Genomic DNA, 17406 nt, shown 5'->3' on the forward strand with positions numbered 1-17406 from the left:
CTATTTAGCTCTTTAATAGTTTTATTCTTTTTTATAAAATCTTTAATTGCTCTTTCTCCACTTAAAAAATAAAATCTTGTATAATTACCTTTAATTTTTTCAAAATTTATAATTTTAAAAACTCTAATTTCTGATATATCAGATACATGGTATCCAGCACAAGCACTTGTATCCATATTATCTATAGTTATGATTCTAACATCACCTGTAACTTTATCACTTATTTTTTTTCTAAATGTATCAATAGAGTTAGCTTCCTCTCTAGTAACTATTTTTTCCAAAATAGCTCTTCCTTCTCCTATGGCACTATTAATTTTTTTTTCTAATTCATCTACAAAATTTTCATCTAAATCTTTAGAATCTAAATCCACTGTTGTATAGGTTTCGGTCATTCTAAAACCAACAGTATTCAATCCATATTCATTATATGCAATAGCTGAAAAAAGATGTTGAGCTGTATGCTGCACTCCAATGTCGAAAACTCTATCATTATCCACGGTATATTCGTATTCTCCTACAGAAATTTCATTTTCAACCATAATTTTTTTTTCATCTATAACGATTAAAAATTTTGTATTGCCTATATATCCTTGATCCCCTATTTGTCCACCTTTTCCATCTATATACAGACTATGTGATTCCACTTCGATAATCCAATTATTTTTTTCTTTTGTACAGGAAAGTACCTTAATCATAACCCCTCCTAAATATTTTTGATATCTTATTTTATAACGATATCTTCGCTATTTCAATATATTTTAAGAAAGTATTTTAGCTATTCAAAAACTGTAGGTTGTGATATACTATATTAGAATAGTAAAGTTATTATGACGAATTTGAGTAGAGGTGTACATATGACAAGAGAAGAAAAAATTAAAAATACATATTTAGGTGCTCATGTATCTATACAAGGTGGAGTGGTCAATGCTTTTAAAAATGCTATATCTATAGATGCGAATGGATTTGGAATGTTTGTTAAAAATCAGAGACGCTGGGATGCAAAACCATATACAGAAAATGAAATTTTAGAGTTTAAAGATGCTATGAGAAGATATAAATTTACTCCAGAACAAATTTTACCGCATGATGGATATCTTATAAATTTAGGAAGTCCAGATGAAGAAAAAAGAGAAAAGTCTTTAAATGCTTTTCTGGATGAGATGGAAAGAGTTAATCAATTGGGACTAATATATCTTAATACTCACCCTGGAAGTCATTTGAAAGAGATAACTGAGGATGAATGTATAAAACTTATAGCTGATTCTATTAATAGAGCACATAAAGCTGTTCCAAATGTTATTGTTGTTTTAGAAAATACAGCTGGGCAAGGATCAAATATTGGTTATAAATTTGAGCATTTGAGAGACATTATAAATCTTGTCGAAGATAAAAGTAGAATTGGAGTTTGTTTGGATACGTGTCATACTGTAGCTGCTGGGTATCCACTTTCAACAAAAGAGGAGTATGATTCGACTATGACTGCTTTTGAAGAGGTAGTTGGATTTAGATATTTGAAAGGAGTACATTTGAATGATTCTATGTTTGGAGTAGGAAGTAAAAAAGATAGACATCACAGTATAGGTGAGGGAACTTTAGGAATGAATTTTTTCAAAATGTTTATGAATGATGATAGGTTTAGGAATATTCCTATAGTTATGGAAACGATAGATGAAACTATTTGGAAGCAGGAGATTGAACTGCTTAGAAGTTTAATAGATTAAAAAAGACACAGAGGTTCATACTTCTGTGTCTTTTTTATAGTTAGTTAATTTCTTTCTAAAGCTTTTTTTACATCCTCCAATGTATCCTCAACCATATTGTCATTTTTTCCAATAGCATTATAGAAAAATACAACATATTTTCCATCAATTTTTTGTACAGCTTTCCTTCTAGTCGTCCCAGGAACTGAGAAATATTGAATTCCTCTTTTATCATTGTTTATCTCCCAATCGCTGGCTCTATTATATTTATTATCACCAAAAGCGGTCTTAGAAGTTTGGGGTAGATCTCTTAGCTGAGAATCTATAACAATTTCTCTTTTACCTAGATGATTTTTCATAGAAAAAGCTCTCTTTTGATATCCAGTAGTATACATTTTCAATCTATCTTTTAAAGCGTCTGCTTCTTTTCTAGAAACATCTGATGCAAAAGTTAAAGATGAAAGTAATATAAATCCACACAATAATTTTTTCATATTTTATTCTCCCTATTTGGTAAGTTTTCTTATAGCTCTGTATAAAGCTTTATCTTTCTCGACTTTTTCCATTTTTCCTAAAAACCAATTAAGTTCCTGATCATTCAAACGAAGTTCATCTTTTATAAATTTTTCTAACTTTTCAATTTCCATGGGTAATAACTCCTTTTTTAAAGAGCTATTAATTTCCTGTATAGTCCTTCCACCTTCGAAAAAGAAAACAAGTTTTTGCCAATTTGTAAAAAGATCCACTTTTCTAAGAAGCATAACTGCTGTATAATTAAGCTCTGGAAGAGTTTTAAAGCCTTTTCTAGATAGGAATGATTTTATTTCATCATTTTTTTCTGTTTCAAAAAGAACTTCTCCAGCTTTTTTAGTATTCATAATTTTAGGTAACTTTGAACTTTTATCTTTTAATCTTAAGTATTTAGATAAAGTTAAAGTTTTTGTTTCAAGATAAAAGTCTATTGCAAATTCATTGAAACTCTTACCTTCTGGAATAGTTCCTTCTTCGATGTATTCAATCATTAAATCAATTTTTTTGAAATCAACCATTTTGTATATCCTCCTGAAAATAAGAATTTAAATATTTGCTACTTATTATAGCATAGATTTTATTACTAGAACAACTAAAAATAAAAAAATAATTATTTTTATAAATATGTAATTTGCTATTAAAAATTATAAGTTAAATATAGATAGAATTTTATATTATAAAACTTGATTTTATAATTTTTAAGAATTATAATTATATTATTACTATTTGGGAGGATTAAAATTGAGATTAGATAATTTTTTAGTTGAGTGTGGAATAGGCAGTAGGAGTGAAGTAAAAAAAATTATATCTTCTGCTGAAATAACTGTAAATGGATGTATTTGTAAAGATAACAATAAAAATATAGATGAAAATAATATGTTAGTGGAATATCAAGGTAGAAGAGTTGTATATAAGAAGTTTAGATACTATAAGCTATATAAAATAGATGGATATATAACTGCTACTGAAGATAAAAAAGAAAAAACTGTAATGGAGCTTTTGCCTGAATGGGTAAATAAAAAGGACCTATTTCCAGTAGGGAGATTAGACAAAGATACTGAAGGATTACTTTTCTTTACGAATGATGGCAAATTGGCACATGAATTAACATCTCCTAAAAAACACGTGGATAAAATATACCGTGTTTCTCTAAGAAATGATATTGGAGAAGGAGAAATTAAACAGCTTGAAGCTGGAGTAGATATTGGTGGATATATAACTCAACCTGCAAAAGTTGAAATTGTGACCTCTAAAGAGATACTTTTAAATATAAAAGAGGGAAAATTCCACCAAGTTAAAAAAATGTTAAAGGCTGTTGGAAATGAAGTTATATATTTAAAAAGAGAAACTTTTGGAAAATTAACTTTGGAGGATATGATTCCATGTGAAGTTAGGGAGATTGAAAGAGAGGATATAATATAATTCACTATAAATTTCTATAAAAAAAATGATAGGACTTTTTTTAGGAGGAGCATTGAACGAGATAGTTATTAAGGAAAAACATGAAATAAGTACCCAGCGTAGAAAGAAAAAAAGTAAAGAGGAAAAAAAGAGTATATTTGAAATATACAAATCTCAAAAAACAATGAAAGATTATTTTTTCTATCTAAAGGATTTTTTAACTTATGTTTATGATGGCGATTCTCCGATAGAAGGAGACGAGATAATTGAGCTCATGAGCGGAATAGAAAAAAGCGATATAGAGGATTATTTGTCTCATCTTCTAAATGAAAGAGAGATGAAAAAAACATCTGTAAATAAAGTTATATCATCTTTGAAATCTCTCTATAAAGAGTTGGAAAAAAATGGATATGATAATCCCTTTAAATATATTGGACTTTTTAAGACAGCGAGAAATTTAGATAATATATTGAAAGTATCTTTTGATGATATAAAAGAGATTTTGAAAAATTATAAAGTTAGGGGGGAGAAGGAGTATAGAAATACTCTCATTTTACATACACTTTTTTATACAGGAATGAGAAGTCAAGAGCTCTTATCCTTACAATTTAAACATATACTAAAGAGAAACGGAGAATATTTTGTGAAATTAGAAAGAACAAAAAGTGGGAGAGAACAATATAAACCACTGCATAATTTTCTGATAAATAAAATTGCAGACTACAAAAATTATATAATTAATGTATATGGAATGGATGAAGAAGAGCTAGAAGAAAGATATCTTTTCTGTAGTTCTTTTGAAAAAAATAGGCCTTTATCATATAGGGCTCTATATAATGCTGTTCAAGAAATGGGACAAGTTATAAATAAGGACATCAGTCCACACAATATTCGTCATGCTATTGCAACTGAACTTTCATTGAACGGAGCAGATTTAATAGAGATTAGAGATTTTTTAGGTCACTCAGATACAAAAGTTACTGAAGTTTATATAAATGCAAAATCATTGATCGAAAAAAAGGTTCTTGATAAAATACCTGTACAAAATATAGATGAAGACATTTGAATAATATTTAAAGATAATATTATTTAATAATATAAATAATTTTAATGAAAATAATAGTTATATTCACAATAAAACTACATATAATTAACATTATATGTAGTTTATTTTTAATAGAAGTAAATTAATTATTAGTTTAAATAATTAAAGGAGGTTTTATATGATTTTTGTAGATTCACATTACGCAAAAGAGATTTATAGACCGAGAAAGTTAGAATCATATAAAGGAGATTTTGGACATACTTTGATTTTGTGTGGAAGTCTTGGAATGGTAGGAGCTGGTTTTTTTGCAAGTATGGGGGCTGTAAAATCTGGTTCAGGATTGACAACTTTAGGAAGTCGCTCTGAAACTTTTAATATTTTCTCTATAAAATTAAATGAAGTGATGTTGCTTAATTTAGATGAGATAAATATATTGGATAATTTAGAAAGATTTTCATCTATAGTTTTTGGAAGTGGGATTGGAATAAATAAAAAAAATGAATCCCTTTTGAGAGAATTGCTATTAAAATTTCCAAAACCTATAGTAGTAGATGCAGATGGCTTAACCATGTTATCTAGAAATAATACTTTAGATTTTTTAAAAAATAGAAGTTACCCAACAATTTTAACTCCTCATTATGGAGAGTTTTCTAGACTTACAAATTTAGATATAGAATACATAAAAGAGAATAGAGTTGTTATAGCTAAAGAGTTTGCTTCTAAGTATGGGTGCATTCTACTTTTAAAGGATCACAAAACTTTAATTACTGATGGAAAAAATATATTTATAAACACAACTGGGAACAGTGTGATGGCAACAGGCGGTATGGGAGATATTTTAAGTGGAATAATAGGGTCATTTGTAAGTCAACAATATTTGCCTATAGAAGCTACGCTATTGGGAGCCTATATACATGGAAAAAGTGCTGAATATTTTTCGGATAATTTCTATTGTATAACTCCAACTAATATCTTGGAGATACTTCCTAAAATTATTAAAGAGATTGAGTTTTAAAAATCAATCTCTTTAATCTTATTTTTTTTGTTCACTTGCTAATGAATATGGAATGCTTAGAGATACTAGGATTAAAATTGCTCCTATAATTATTCCTACCCAAGGGGTTCCATAAAAAATAAAACGGTATTTATCAGAAAGGTATAATAAAGTGATTTTCCACCTAATATATTTTTAAAAAGTCCGATACTATTTAATATGGGATAAGATAAAGTGAAAAGAAAAGCCCCAATTAGTCCTCCTAAAATGACATATATACTTTTTAAATAGCCGGCTCCGAAACTCGCAATGGCAGTTCCGGGGCAAAGTCCAATCATTCCAAACCCTAAAGCTAAAATTGCACTTCCAAATATTACTCCTAAATTTAGGGATTTGATACTGAAGTGTTCTATGGGAATCAACTTCAAAGCTACACTTAAATATAGAAGAGACATACTAAATCCTAAGGCAAAAATAATTATTTTCATAAGAGTTAAATCTTGAAGTTTTAACATTTTAGAAATAAGAACTCTATTTGTTGCCCCAGCATAATATAGTGCCATTCCAAAGAATAACCCTAAAATTAAACCCAAAAGTGGAACGTTATCAAAAAATAAATTTTCCATACTAATCACCTATCCTTTTAGCAGCAATCATAGCTATTGGAAATAAAACTATTGTAAAGATAATACTGCTTACAGATAGTTGCATAATTCCACTCATCATATGACCACTTGTACATCCATTGGCCATCCTAGCTCCAAAAAGTAAAAATATTCCACCTATAAAAAGTTTAATTCTAGAGATTCTATCTTTTTCCAATAACCTCTCATTTTCTATAAATTCCTCTTTTCTTCTAAAAAATATTCGACCTAGCATACCTCCTAAAAAAACACCAACAATGAATATAATTCCATAGTTATATGGAATCATAATATTTTTAGCAATTCCATCTTGATTATAATAATCAATTAAACTATAAAATTCAGAACCTTCTCTAAAAATTATATCATCTTGAAAAACTGAATGAATCATTCCAGAAGTAACACTAAATTGAGTTGAGATTCCAATGGGTTTTATTAGTAGTATTGAGATGAAAAACACGCTTCCTAAAAAAATACCTTTTAAAATCCATTTTTTTTTCATAATTTTCTCCTTTAAAAAATTTATAAATAATTTTTATGTTTATATAGATTTATTCGACAAAAAATTATTTTTTCTTTTTTATAATTTATATAAAAAAAGAGGTAGAATAATCTACCTCTAGTTCATTTATACTACTTTTCCTTTTGCAATAACTTTTTTAAGTTTTAAATGTTTATCTAAAAATATAATATCTGCAAAATATCCCGGCTGTATTTTTCCATATTCATTGTCAATATTTACAGCTTTTGCAGGATATAAAGTTGCCATTCTTATTGCTTCCTCTAAAGTTATGTCACAATATTTTACTAGATTTCTAACTCCAACATCCATAGTAAGTGCTGATCCACCTAGAGTTCCATCCTCTCCGAAACATTTTCCATCTCTGTAAAACACTTTATTTCCTTCAAAATAAAAATATTCCATCTCTGTTCCAACTGGAGCAACTGCATCAGTAACCAAGTATAATCTTTCTCCCATTATTTTAATAGCTGATTTTATAGCAGAGTAATGGCAGTGGAATCCGTCAGCAATTATTCCAGCTTTAATATCACTATCAAATACAGCACCAACAACTCCTGGCTCTCTGTGATTAAAAGATGACATTCCATTATATAGATGAGTTGCTAAAGTTAATCCAAAACCTTCTTTTTCTTTCACTTCTTCAAAAGTAGCATTAGAATGTCCAACTGCCACGTGTATTCCGGCTGCATTTAACTTAGAAATTATTTTTTTATCTGTATTTTCCGGAGCTAATGTAACTATTCTTACATTTTCTTTTCCAGCTTCTATTATTTTAGCTATCATACTTTCACTAGCTTTTCTTATGAATTTAGGATTGTGAATACCTTTCTTTTGTAAAGAGATATAAGGTCCTTCAATATGTAGTCCAACAACTCCATATTTGCCCTTATCTTTAATGCCCTTAACTAATTCGATAGCTTTTTCAATATTTTCATCACTGGTTGTAATAAGTGTAGGGGTAAAAGAAGTACATCCGTATTTCAAATTAGTTTTATGCATTGTCTCTAATGTTTCTAAAGATATATTATCATTAAATAAAACTCCTCCACAACCATTTAGTTGTAAATCTATAAATCCTGGAGTGACATATGCATTCTCTGCATCAATAGTTTCAATATCTCCATAGATATTTTTTAATTCATTTTGGGGTATAATATCAATTATTCTCTCTCCATCTATTATCAAAACTTTTTCGGTATAAAACTTATTTCCTATAAATAACTCTCCATTTATAATAGCTTTCATGATTATTTCAACTCCCTATTTTCCACAACTTTTATATAGTTCTTCTATTAATAAATCCGTATCTAAATTATTTTTTTCAATATCTTTAAAGTATCTGTAAGTTCCGACCTTTAACTCTGTACAAGCAGCTTCGTCAGAAACAATAATTCCTTTTGGATGTAACTGAAGTGCACTGACAGTCCACATATGGTTCACACCCTCTTCAACTGCGTGGTGTAATGCTCTTGCTTTGTTGTGACCATTGACCATTATTAAAACTTCTTTTGCATCAAGAATAGTCCCAACTCCGACAGTCAATGATAATTTTGGGACTCTATCTATATCTCCACCAAAAAACCTAGCATTTGCAATAATTGTATCCATAGTTAACTCTTTATCCCTAGTTCTTGAACTCAATGATGATCCAGGTTCATTGAAAGCGATATGTCCATCTGGTCCAATTCCACCTAAAAATAAGTCAATTCCACCTACAGCTCTTATTTTTTCTTCATAATTTTCACACTCTTCTTCATAATCAATTGCTAATCCATTTAATATATTAATATTTTCCTCTTTCATATCAATATACTTGAAGAAATTTTCATACATATAGTAGTGGTAACTTTGTTCATTGGCTGGAGATAACCCAACATATTCATCCATATTAAATGAAATCACATTTTCAAAAGATATAATTCCATCTTCATAAAATTGAATTAATCTTTTATACATAGATAAAGGTGTCCCACCAGTTGGTAACCCTAATACAAATGGTTTTTCTGCAGTTGGCTTTGCAGCTAATATCTTTTTAGCAACATAAACGGCTGCCCAATCCCCAATACTTTTGTCAGTTATAATTACTCTCATTTTAAAATCACTCCCTTGAATTACTTACAGATTCTATATTAAAGTTACCATTTATTTTTATAAAAGTCAATCTTTTAAAGAAATATTCTTTCTAAAAAAAAAATAAAAAATGAATTATATTTACATTTTATATTTTTTTACACTTTCGACAGCATCTCCAATTAATTTATTTGCTTTTTCTCTATCCCTTTGAATTAATTTAACATAAAGGATATCAATAACAGTTAATTGTGCTATTCTGGAGGAGAGAGAAGTGGATCTCAAATTACTTTTTTCAACAATGGTAGTGAGAGAGATATCTCCAATCCCTTTTATAGGATTGGTAGCCACTTTAGTTAATGTGACTACTGTAACTCCCTTTTTTTTAAATTCTAAAATACTTTGATATATATCTAAGGTTTGACCACTATAGGATATTACAAATACAAGGTCTCCTTTTTGAGCTGTAGAAGCATTTGTCAATAAAATATGTTGATCTGTTTCAAATATAACGTTTTTACCTAATTCCCATAATTTATATTGGAAATCTCTTGCAATTATTCCAGAAAATCCAGCTCCTAAAAGAAATATTCTGCCCGCATTTTCAATAGCTTCGACAGCTTTTTCAATCTCCTTAAAATTTAAAACTTTATATGTGTCTTCAATACTTTTAATATTTTCATATACAACTTTTTTAGCAAGAATTTCAGTAGTATCCTCAATACCAATCTCATCATAAATTATCTGAATTTCTTTTTCGTTATTTTTCATAGCTAAATCTCCAGCTAAAGCTATCTTAAATTCTGGAAATCCTTTAAAACCAAGTTTTTTAGCGAATCTAACAATAGATGCTTGACTCACATTACACTTAATAGCTAAATCATATGTATTTAGTCTCTTTATCTCATTCATATTTTCTAATAGAAAGTGAGATATTTTTTTTTCATTTTTTGTAAAACTTTCCTGAAATTCTTTTAGCTTTATAAGCGTTCCACCCATGATTAAAAACCTCCACTACCTCTTCTCTCTATTTTTTAGTTCTTTTTCAATTTCGTTTAATACTTTTCTTTTATTTAAACTCCATTTAGGTTCAATAACTTCATCTTTCTTCCCATCTCCTGTAACTCTGTGAACAACCATTTTTTTAGGTAAAAACTGCAAGATAGTAGCCACAATATCTACATACTCCTCTAAGGTAAAAATTTTAAAATTTGTCCTGCTGTATATCTTTTCTAAAGGTGTTCCTTTTATAATATGAAGCGAATGAATTTTTATTCCCCAAGCACCAGATTGAATAATATACCTAGCTGTATTTAAAATCTCTTCTCTCTCCTCTGTTGGTAATCCTACAATCATATGCGTGACAAATTTTATTCCGTTATCACTTAGTTTTTTAGATATTTCACTATATGTAGAAAGAGGATATCCTCTATTTATCATTTTTGCGATTTTATCATCAATTGTTTGAAGACCTAATTCTATCCACAAGAAATATTTTTTATTTATTTCTTTTAAAAGAGCTAAAGTATCATCCTCTATACAATCAGGTCTAGTTCCTATTGCTAACCCTAAAACTCTTGGATGATTTAAAGCTTCGTAGTAAATATCTCTTAAATAATTTACATCCCCATATGTATTTGTGAAGTTTTGGAAATAAGCTATTACTTTTTTATGCTTAACTTTATCTTTTAAAAACTCTAATTGTTCATCAATTTGTTCTGTTATACTTTTTCTTCTATTCCCAGTAAATTCACCACTTCCGGCATCACTACAAAATATACACCCACCATAAGCAACTTTTCCGTCTCTATTTGGGCAAGTGAATCCAGCATCTAAAGATACTTTAAATACTTTATCGCTAAACTTTTCTCTAAAAAAATCATTTAAAGAATAAAATCTTCTATTGTTGTATTTTTCCATTTTCTTTTTCCTTTTCTTTTTCCATTCTTTCAAGTTTTGAATATATACATCCACAGTAATCCTGTCTGTATAAATCGTGTTCCCTAGATAAATTTACACTTCTTAAATATCTACTTTTCTTTTTAAAATCCCCTCTTAGAAATTTAACTCCATATATTTTCTCAAGCTCAATTCCAATTTCATTTATCCACTGGGCATTTTTCATAGGACTTATACTTAAAACTGTTGAAAAATATTCATATCCTAACTCTTTAGCTTTTTTTGCTGTAGCTTCCATTCTAAGTTTATAACATCTATAGCATCTAGCTCCACCTTCTTTTTCTTTTTCAAACCCTTTTATTTTTTCTATAAAATCTTTACCAGGACTATATTCACCCTCTATTATAGTCATACCAAATTCCATAGCTTCATTGAATGTAAATTGTTCATTTAATCTAGTAATATATTCATCTTTTTCTGTTATATTTGGATTATAAAAATATATATCAATAGTCAAATATGTTTTTAAATACTCAAGTATAGCACAACTACATGGTGCACAACATGAGTGTATTAAAATTTTTTTTCCGCTGTTAAGACCAATTCTATCCAGCTCTTTTTGCATTTCTAATTCGTAATTTACCTTCATGTCATCACTCCTTTTTATTTATATTATGATTATATCATATAACCTAGTGTTTTTTTTATGTTTCTGATATAATTAAGTTAATTATTTTTTGGAGGTGTATTATGAATAAGAAAATTTTTGTTATGTTAGCAAATGGATTTGAATTAATTGAAGCAATGGCACCGATAGATGTTTTAAGAAGAGCAGGATTAAATGTGGTCACTGTATCCACTATGGAAAATACTTTGGAAGTTGAGTCAGCTCAAAGAGTGAAGGTTATTGCAGATATAAATATTCATGATATTAATTCAGGAGAGGGAGTAATGGTAGTTATACCAGGTGGTTTCCCTGGATACGTCAATTTAAGAAATAATTCAAAAGTTATTGAAATTATTAGAGAATATCTGAGTAATAATGAAAAATTTGTTGGAGCTATCTGTGGAGGTCCGACTATTTTAGGGGTAAATGGATTAATTGGCGATTATAGATTTACTTGTCACACATCTGTTAGAGAAGAAATGAACAGTGATAAGTATGAACATATAGATGTGGTAACTGATAGAAATTTAATTACTTCTCCAGGTGTTGGAAAATCTCTTGAATTTGGATTTGCTTTAGCTAGTATTTTTGTAGATGAAGTCACTATAACTAAAGTCAAAAAAGGAATGGAACTTATATAATAAAAATTACAAATAAAAAGGAGACTCCATTTTTAAAGTCTCCTTTTATTATTAGTACACCTTATCTTTTAATCAACTAGATAATACTCAATTGTGCTAACAACTCTCACATTTTTAATCTGTGGATTATGTTGATCTCTGTTAGTTATAGTAAACTGCCCTTGATTTGCAGATTTGATTTTTCCCAAAGAACTATTGGAATCTTTTGCAAACTTTGCAGCAACTTCTCTGGCATTTTTAGTTGCGGTCTCTATCATTTCAGGTTTTAAATCATTAAGTTTAGTATATATATACTCCGTTGTAGTTCCATATTGATTTGAGCTTCCAAGAGCTATATTTTCCTTAACAAGCTCACCTATTTTATTACTTAAAATATATACTTTGTCTACTTTATTTGAATAAACAGTGATTGTCTGATTTGCTACGTATCTAAAAGTAGCAATATTGCTATCGTATTGGTATAGCATTTTATCTTCAATAGTCGGAGCCGAAATAGTTATTTCACTACTCTCTATTCCATTTTCTTTTAAAAACTCAATTATTCTGCTATTGTCTCTCTCTAAATTAGAATAAATTTCAGATAGTTCATTTCCAGCAACCTTAAAATCGATTGGCCATAGAACCACATCTGCTATAACCTCTTTTTCAGCCAATCCTTTGACAGTTACAACTCTATCCATTGTTTTTGCTTTTATAAAACTCTCTCCTAAAGTGTAACCTAAAATCCAAAGACCAAAAAAAATACATATTCCTAAAATTCCGTAACTAATACTTAGTCTATTTCTCATATAATCCTCCTGATTGAAAAATTATTTTGAAACTGCAGTATATTACTCCTCTTCTTCCTCGTTCTCTTCAACAAAAAAATCCTCATACATCTCTTCTTCATCTTCAACTATAAGAGAATCTATTTCATTCAAACAGTTTTCTAATTTTAAGTTTTCTGGTAATTCAGTTTCCTCGATAAAAGTAAAGTTTTCATCTTCTAAAGTTGCTAAGAACAGATGTGGTAAGAATCTATCAAACTCACTAATGTAGGTCGTACTTCCAAAAGGTTGTCCTTGCTTAGAATTTTTATTTAACTCTCTTGAATATTTTGTGTGATTTGAACAATCATGAACAACTATTTGCCAATTTTCTTCACAGGCTTGTTTCATAAGTTTAAATGTTATCTCTCTTGACCATAGTGGGGATATGTATCCTCGTCTAGCCATATACATTCTCTCTCCAACGTAGTTGTTTATATTATCCTCACCAAAGTGGAGTTCAGCACAGTTTATAAAATCTATACCTGTTGATAAAATCTTTTCCTTTTTTTCTTGAAATTCTTTATAAAATTCTGGAGTCATAGGTGTCTCTATTCCTACCATTGGAATATATTCTTTGGCTATTGCCATATTTTCAATCACTTTATCACTACATTTAACAGCTCCTAAATTGAATCTCAGTTCATTTAACCCAGCTTCACCAAGCTTTTTTAGATTTTCTCTTGTACATAAGGAACCATTTGTATACATATGTTGGTAAATTCCTGCTTCATTTAGTTTTTTGATAATCCCATAATACTTTTCAATCTCTAAGAATGGCTCCAGATACACATAAGCTATTCCTGATGGTTTTTTTTGTATAGATAATAATAGCTCTATATCCTCTTCATAATAAAGAGTTTCTCCAATTTCCCACATCCCATCTGGAATAGGGTCTTGATTATCAATATTATCGTGATAATAACAAAATTTACACAATAAATTACACTGATGTGTTTTTCTTACTCCTCCAAGGCCATCGCCGAATAGGCATGAAATACAACCTTTTGGAAATTTTTGTTGATTTCCAACAAAAAATGTTCTTCCTTTTAGATTTTGTAATTCAGTTATCTCACTTTTCATTTCTTGATGTTTTTTATTAACTGCCAATTCAATCTGTCTAATAGTTGAATCTATAATAGGGCTAAATCTTTTAAACACTTCTGTTTTATCTCCAGAAAGTGATGATAGGTGATTAAACCATTCTAATGCGTCTTTTTTTGATATTTTCATTATTTATTCTCCAATTCTAAAATTAAAATATAACCTGTACTCAATTATATACTTTTTGAGTAAAGATTACAACTAAATACTCTACTAAAGTGTTGCGAAAGATAAATCTACTATTTTAAATCCATCAATAGCAGCACTAATAATTCCACCTGCATATCCTGCCCCTTCCCCTATGGGATAAAGCCCTATAGTGTTGATAGATTCTCCAAATTCGTTCCGTGTAATTTTTACGGGAGCAGATGTTCGAGTTTCAGGTCCTATCAAGTTTGCATATTCACTTATAAAGTTTCTTTGTGTTTTTTCCCAGTATCCCATAGCCATTTTCATATTTTTAGATATTACTTCTGGAAAAAGATTATTTAAGTCATAACTTTTTAATTCCATTTCATAACTAGATTCAATCTTTCTGTTTGTAGGTTTTTCTTTTAAAAAATCAAGAACATTTTGATACAGTGCTCCATAATTTCCGATTATATCATAGGTTTTCTTTTCCAATTTATCTTGGTACTCCATTCCTGAAAAAAGCTCATCTCCAAACTCATTAGCTTTAATTCCAACAACTAAAGCTGAGTTAGAAAATTTACCATCTCTTTGAGAATAACTCATTCCGTTAACTAGGGTCCCTCCTTCTTGAGATGCCGCATTCACAATCACACCACCTGGACACATACAAAATGAAAAAACTCCTCTTTCTTCCGATTTATTATTATAAGTTAAACTATATGTTGCAGCCTCCAAATTTGGATGTGAAGCCATTTTACCATATTGCATAGTATCTATATCTATCCTTGGATGCTCTATTCTTGTTCCTATAGCAAAAGGCTTATTTTCCATGAAAACTCCATTTTTATGGAGCATTCTATAAGTGTCTCTTGAAGAGTGTCCGATAGCTAATATTACATGATCAAATAATATATTTTCTTCCATTGAAATAGGTGACTTTAAATTTTGAATTTTTATACCTTTTACTTTTCTATTTAAAACTATAATATCTTTTACTAAAGTATTGAAATGAAACTCCCCACCTAAATTTATAATCTTTTTTCTTAGGTTTTTTACAACTATTTTTAATATGTCTGTTCCTACATGTGGTTTATAATCCCAAAGAATTTGCTCCTGAGCCCCATTAGCAACTAGCTCTAAAAATATTTTATTCATATAGCCGCTTTTAACTCTAGTATTTAATTTACCATCTGAATATGTTCCAGCCCCTCCCTCTCCGAACTGAATATTTGAGTTTGGGTTAAGCATACTAAATTTTATAAACTTATCAATAGTTTTATCCCTGTCATCAACTTTTTCTCCTCGTTCATAGATTATAGGTTTTATTCCCAACTCACAAAGTCTAAGAGCAGCAAAAAGTCCTGCTGGACCAGCTCCTACGATAGCAACCTTCTCTATTCCATCTTTTGCTCGATAGTTTGAATCCACACTTTCTTTAAACACATTTACATTTGTCAAAGATGAAATATCTACATCATTTTTTAATGTAACCTCTATATTATAAACAAATTTTATTTCAGATTTTTTTCTACTGTCTATAGACCTTTTTGAATATTCAATTTTTTCTATATTATTTGCTTTTATTCCTCTTTTAACAATCTCTTTTCTAAGTTCAAGGGTTTGATCTTTTTCAATAGAGATATTGATATTATTTATAACAACCTTCACTTCACACCTCTTTATTTTAAATAAAAAAAGCTTCGAACGATATTCTTCAAAAGAATTGTATTCGAAGCATTTTGTAATTATACTATTTTTTCCTCTAAAGTTTTTCCAACTCTGAATTTAACTACTTTTTTCTCTTTTAATTTCATTTTTTTACCTGTTTGTGGGTTTCTTACGTATCTTGCTGCTCTAGTAACCACTTCGAATTTTCCCCATCCTATAAATGATACTGGTTCACCTTCAACTAACTTTTGCTCAACTAAATCCAAAAATAACTTAACTGCCTTCTCTGCATCTTTTTTAGTGTATTCACCTGTTTTTGCAAATAAATCGATAAACTCTTTTTTAGTCATTGTTACCTCCTTGAACTATTATAAAATATAGTATGCAAGAAACCAAAAACTTGAAAACCCTTTATTTATGGTATCTTTAAACCGATTATACTCAGAAAACCCTTAAATGTCAATACTTTATAGATATTTTTTTAGATTTATAAAAAAATTTTAAATATGGCGATAGAGGTGGGACTTGAACCCACGAAGCTTACGCTCTACACGCGTTCCAGGCGTGCTCCTTAGCCACTCGGTCACTCTACCTTATTCATCAATTGGTACTTCTCTATGATAGCATATGAAAAGAAAAAAATCAATAAACTTCATCTAATTTTTATTTTATAATTCCTTTTTCTTGATATTTTAGAAATTCAGGTAGCATAATCTTTTCATATAGTTCAGGAACATATATCTTTATAATTTCAGCTCTTTTTAGAATCTTTTCCATAGGGGCATTAAACTTTTTCCAAGTATGTCCATCTGAAGTTAAATTTTGCATAAAGCCTTGATATCTATCGCAAACATTCGCAAACTTAGCTTCATTAGTTTCACACTCTTCAAATTCTATCCAAAGTCTTAAAAAATCCTCTTTTTGATCATCTGGTAGGAGAGAGAAAAGTTTAATTGTAGCTTGTAGCTCGTCCTCAGCTTTACTAGGTTTTACATCACCAAAGGCAGGAGTATCTCCAGCATATATTTCAACTAAATCATGAACTTTAACCTTTTGATCACATGCCACCATAATTTGATCCATACATACTCTTCCAACAATAGGATAGAGATGATCATTGATCCAAACTTTTCGTCCTTGATTTTTACGAATCAATCCATCAGCATAACCAATGGGTAAAGTAGCAATCCTTTCATCTTGACTTGCTTCATAAGTAAAATTGTAACCTACTTTTTCTTTTGCTTTAATTTCTTTTACCATCATAACACGTGTAAATAAACTCATAACAGGTTGTAAATCAGGATTAATGATTCCTTTAGGATCGATACCATACATTCCAATACCTAAACGATCCATATTGGTAATATCATCATGATGATACATTGTCCCTGCAGTATTATCACAATGAATATATTTAAATGAATACCCTTGAATGCGTTCGATAAATGTGTCTAGTTGTTTTTGATAAGTCCCATCATTGGTTTCAGCTCCGCCAAAATGGGTAAAAACACCTGTGACCTCAATCATTTCGTTTTCTTTTAATAAAGCCATTGCTTCGTCTAATTCTTCTCTTGTTTTAAG

19 protein-coding genes, 1 tRNA gene and 1 pseudogene are annotated in these 17406 nt (G+C 29.3%); 5 read left to right on the forward strand and 16 right to left on the reverse strand.

Annotated features, from left to right (window positions below; genetic code table 11):
• Positions 1 to 695: pseudogene (locus tag ACWI69_RS09915) on the reverse strand (alanyl-tRNA editing protein); the annotation flags it as partial.
• 159 nt (positions 696 to 854) lie between these two features.
• Here ACWI69_RS09915 and nfo point away from each other — a divergent pair.
• Positions 855 to 1721 (forward strand): deoxyribonuclease IV, encoded by an 867-nt coding sequence (nfo, locus tag ACWI69_RS09920; RefSeq protein ID WP_448821677.1) that lies wholly within the window; start codon positions 855 to 857, stop codon positions 1719 to 1721.
• Between the two features lie 44 nt (positions 1722 to 1765).
• Here the strand turns inward: nfo and ACWI69_RS09925 are convergent, their stop codons facing one another.
• Positions 1766 to 2194, reverse strand: coding sequence for a hypothetical protein (locus ACWI69_RS09925; RefSeq protein ID WP_448821678.1), 429 nt, complete (start codon positions 2192 to 2194; stop codon positions 1766 to 1768).
• A gap of 12 nt (positions 2195 to 2206) precedes the next feature.
• On the reverse strand, positions 2207 to 2749 hold the full coding sequence (locus ACWI69_RS09930; protein WP_448821679.1) for a hypothetical protein: 543 nt from the start codon (positions 2747 to 2749) through the stop codon (positions 2207 to 2209).
• A gap of 223 nt (positions 2750 to 2972) precedes the next feature.
• Here ACWI69_RS09930 and ACWI69_RS09935 point away from each other — a divergent pair, with 223 nt between their 5' ends.
• From ACWI69_RS09935 to ACWI69_RS09945, 3 genes are all read left to right on the forward strand, one after another.
• Positions 2973 to 3653: a pseudouridine synthase gene (locus ACWI69_RS09935; RefSeq protein ID WP_448821680.1), complete on the forward strand. Its 681-nt coding sequence runs from the start codon at positions 2973 to 2975 to the stop codon at positions 3651 to 3653.
• Between the two features lie 25 nt (positions 3654 to 3678).
• On the forward strand, positions 3679 to 4698 hold the full coding sequence (locus tag ACWI69_RS09940) for a tyrosine-type recombinase/integrase (protein WP_448821681.1): 1020 nt from the start codon (positions 3679 to 3681) through the stop codon (positions 4696 to 4698).
• A gap of 157 nt (positions 4699 to 4855) precedes the next feature.
• A complete protein-coding gene (locus tag ACWI69_RS09945) occupies positions 4856 to 5692 on the forward strand; it encodes an NAD(P)H-hydrate dehydratase (protein ID WP_448821682.1) in 837 nt (278 codons plus the stop codon).
• A gap of 95 nt (positions 5693 to 5787) precedes the next feature.
• Here the strand turns inward: ACWI69_RS09945 and ACWI69_RS09950 are convergent, their stop codons facing one another.
• From ACWI69_RS09950 to ACWI69_RS09980, 7 genes are all read right to left on the reverse strand, one after another.
• Positions 5788 to 6297 carry a YeeE/YedE thiosulfate transporter family protein gene (locus ACWI69_RS09950; RefSeq protein ID WP_448821683.1) on the reverse strand — a complete coding sequence of 170 codons (510 nt, stop codon included), beginning with the start codon at positions 6295 to 6297 and terminating at the stop codon, positions 5788 to 5790.
• A 1-nt stretch (position 6298) separates the two neighbouring features.
• Positions 6299 to 6817 (reverse strand): YeeE/YedE thiosulfate transporter family protein, encoded by a 519-nt coding sequence (locus ACWI69_RS09955; RefSeq protein WP_448821684.1) that lies wholly within the window; start codon positions 6815 to 6817, stop codon positions 6299 to 6301.
• Positions 6818 to 6943: 126 nt separating this feature from the next.
• Positions 6944 to 8083, reverse strand: coding sequence for an N-acetylglucosamine-6-phosphate deacetylase (gene nagA / locus ACWI69_RS09960; protein ID WP_448821685.1), 1140 nt, complete (start codon positions 8081 to 8083; stop codon positions 6944 to 6946).
• A gap of 15 nt (positions 8084 to 8098) precedes the next feature.
• Positions 8099 to 8929 carry a glucosamine-6-phosphate deaminase gene (nagB, locus tag ACWI69_RS09965; RefSeq protein ID WP_448821686.1) on the reverse strand — a complete coding sequence of 277 codons (831 nt, stop codon included), beginning with the start codon at positions 8927 to 8929 and terminating at the stop codon, positions 8099 to 8101.
• A 120-nt stretch (positions 8930 to 9049) separates the two neighbouring features.
• Positions 9050 to 9907 carry a MurR/RpiR family transcriptional regulator gene (locus tag ACWI69_RS09970; protein WP_448821687.1) on the reverse strand — a complete coding sequence of 286 codons (858 nt, stop codon included), beginning with the start codon at positions 9905 to 9907 and terminating at the stop codon, positions 9050 to 9052.
• A gap of 15 nt (positions 9908 to 9922) precedes the next feature.
• Positions 9923 to 10828, reverse strand: coding sequence for a TIGR01212 family radical SAM protein (locus tag ACWI69_RS09975; protein WP_448821688.1), 906 nt, complete (start codon positions 10826 to 10828; stop codon positions 9923 to 9925).
• Complete coding sequence (locus ACWI69_RS09980; protein ID WP_448821689.1) at positions 10809 to 11456, reverse strand: epoxyqueuosine reductase QueH; 648 nt, start codon at positions 11454 to 11456, stop codon at positions 10809 to 10811. Before ACWI69_RS09980 ends, ACWI69_RS09975 begins: the two co-directional genes overlap by 20 nt.
• Positions 11457 to 11557: 101 nt before the next feature.
• Between ACWI69_RS09980 and ACWI69_RS09985 the strand changes: the two genes are divergently transcribed.
• Positions 11558 to 12115, forward strand: coding sequence for a DJ-1 family glyoxalase III (locus tag ACWI69_RS09985; RefSeq protein WP_448821690.1), 558 nt, complete (start codon positions 11558 to 11560; stop codon positions 12113 to 12115).
• Between the two features lie 68 nt (positions 12116 to 12183).
• Here the strand turns inward: ACWI69_RS09985 and ACWI69_RS09990 are convergent, their stop codons facing one another.
• The 6 genes from ACWI69_RS09990 to ACWI69_RS10015 all read right to left on the reverse strand — a co-directional run.
• On the reverse strand, positions 12184 to 12903 hold the full coding sequence (locus tag ACWI69_RS09990) for an SIMPL domain-containing protein (RefSeq protein ID WP_448821691.1): 720 nt from the start codon (positions 12901 to 12903) through the stop codon (positions 12184 to 12186).
• Between the two features lie 42 nt (positions 12904 to 12945).
• The gene (locus ACWI69_RS09995; RefSeq protein WP_448821692.1) at positions 12946 to 14154 is read right to left on the reverse strand and encodes a radical SAM protein; all 1209 of its coding nucleotides are present in this window, start codon (positions 14152 to 14154) and stop codon (positions 12946 to 12948) included.
• Positions 14155 to 14238: 84 nt separating this feature from the next.
• Positions 14239 to 15825, reverse strand: coding sequence for an NAD(P)/FAD-dependent oxidoreductase (locus tag ACWI69_RS10000; protein WP_448821693.1), 1587 nt, complete (start codon positions 15823 to 15825; stop codon positions 14239 to 14241).
• A gap of 77 nt (positions 15826 to 15902) precedes the next feature.
• The gene (locus tag ACWI69_RS10005) at positions 15903 to 16175 is read right to left on the reverse strand and encodes an HU family DNA-binding protein (protein WP_448821694.1); all 273 of its coding nucleotides are present in this window, start codon (positions 16173 to 16175) and stop codon (positions 15903 to 15905) included.
• 157 nt (positions 16176 to 16332) lie between these two features.
• Positions 16333 to 16418, reverse strand: a tRNA-Ser gene (locus tag ACWI69_RS10010).
• Positions 16419 to 16488: 70 nt separating this feature from the next.
• The coding region (locus ACWI69_RS10015) for an alanine racemase C-terminal domain-containing protein (RefSeq protein ID WP_448821695.1) at positions 16489 to 17406 on the reverse strand (918 nt) is incomplete at its 5' end.

It is taken from the genome of Cetobacterium sp., from assembly GCF_977044495.1.

What these genes read in the sequence shown, in the direction of transcription:
- ACWI69_RS09975 (WP_448821688.1), bottom strand. Translation starts at nt 10,828, where the DNA reads ATGGAAAAATACAACAATAGAAGATTTTATTCTTTAAATGATTTTTTT.
- ACWI69_RS09990 (WP_448821691.1), bottom strand. Translation starts at nt 12,903, where the DNA reads ATGAGAAATAGACTAAGTATTAGTTACGGAATTTTAGGAATATGTATT.
- ACWI69_RS09985 (WP_448821690.1), top strand. Translation starts at nt 11,558, where the DNA reads ATGAATAAGAAAATTTTTGTTATGTTAGCAAATGGATTTGAATTAATT.
- ACWI69_RS09930 (WP_448821679.1), bottom strand. Translation starts at nt 2,749, where the DNA reads ATGGTTGATTTCAAAAAAATTGATTTAATGATTGAATACATCGAAGAA.
- ACWI69_RS09970 (WP_448821687.1), bottom strand. Translation starts at nt 9,907, where the DNA reads ATGGGTGGAACGCTTATAAAGCTAAAAGAATTTCAGGAAAGTTTTACA.
- ACWI69_RS09925 (WP_448821678.1), bottom strand. Translation starts at nt 2,194, where the DNA reads ATGAAAAAATTATTGTGTGGATTTATATTACTTTCATCTTTAACTTTT.
- ACWI69_RS09980 (WP_448821689.1), bottom strand. Translation starts at nt 11,456, where the DNA reads ATGAAGGTAAATTACGAATTAGAAATGCAAAAAGAGCTGGATAGAATT.
- nfo (WP_448821677.1), top strand. Translation starts at nt 855, where the DNA reads ATGACAAGAGAAGAAAAAATTAAAAATACATATTTAGGTGCTCATGTA.
- ACWI69_RS09995 (WP_448821692.1), bottom strand. Translation starts at nt 14,154, where the DNA reads ATGAAAATATCAAAAAAAGACGCATTAGAATGGTTTAATCACCTATCA.
- nagB (WP_448821686.1), bottom strand. Translation starts at nt 8,929, where the DNA reads ATGAGAGTAATTATAACTGACAAAAGTATTGGGGATTGGGCAGCCGTT.
- ACWI69_RS09945 (WP_448821682.1), top strand. Translation starts at nt 4,856, where the DNA reads ATGATTTTTGTAGATTCACATTACGCAAAAGAGATTTATAGACCGAGA.
- ACWI69_RS09940 (WP_448821681.1), top strand. Translation starts at nt 3,679, where the DNA reads ATGATAGGACTTTTTTTAGGAGGAGCATTGAACGAGATAGTTATTAAG.
- ACWI69_RS09955 (WP_448821684.1), bottom strand. Translation starts at nt 6,817, where the DNA reads ATGAAAAAAAAATGGATTTTAAAAGGTATTTTTTTAGGAAGCGTGTTT.
- nagA (WP_448821685.1), bottom strand. Translation starts at nt 8,083, where the DNA reads ATGAAAGCTATTATAAATGGAGAGTTATTTATAGGAAATAAGTTTTAT.
- ACWI69_RS10005 (WP_448821694.1), bottom strand. Translation starts at nt 16,175, where the DNA reads ATGACTAAAAAAGAGTTTATCGATTTATTTGCAAAAACAGGTGAATAC.
- ACWI69_RS09950 (WP_448821683.1), bottom strand. Translation starts at nt 6,297, where the DNA reads ATGGAAAATTTATTTTTTGATAACGTTCCACTTTTGGGTTTAATTTTA.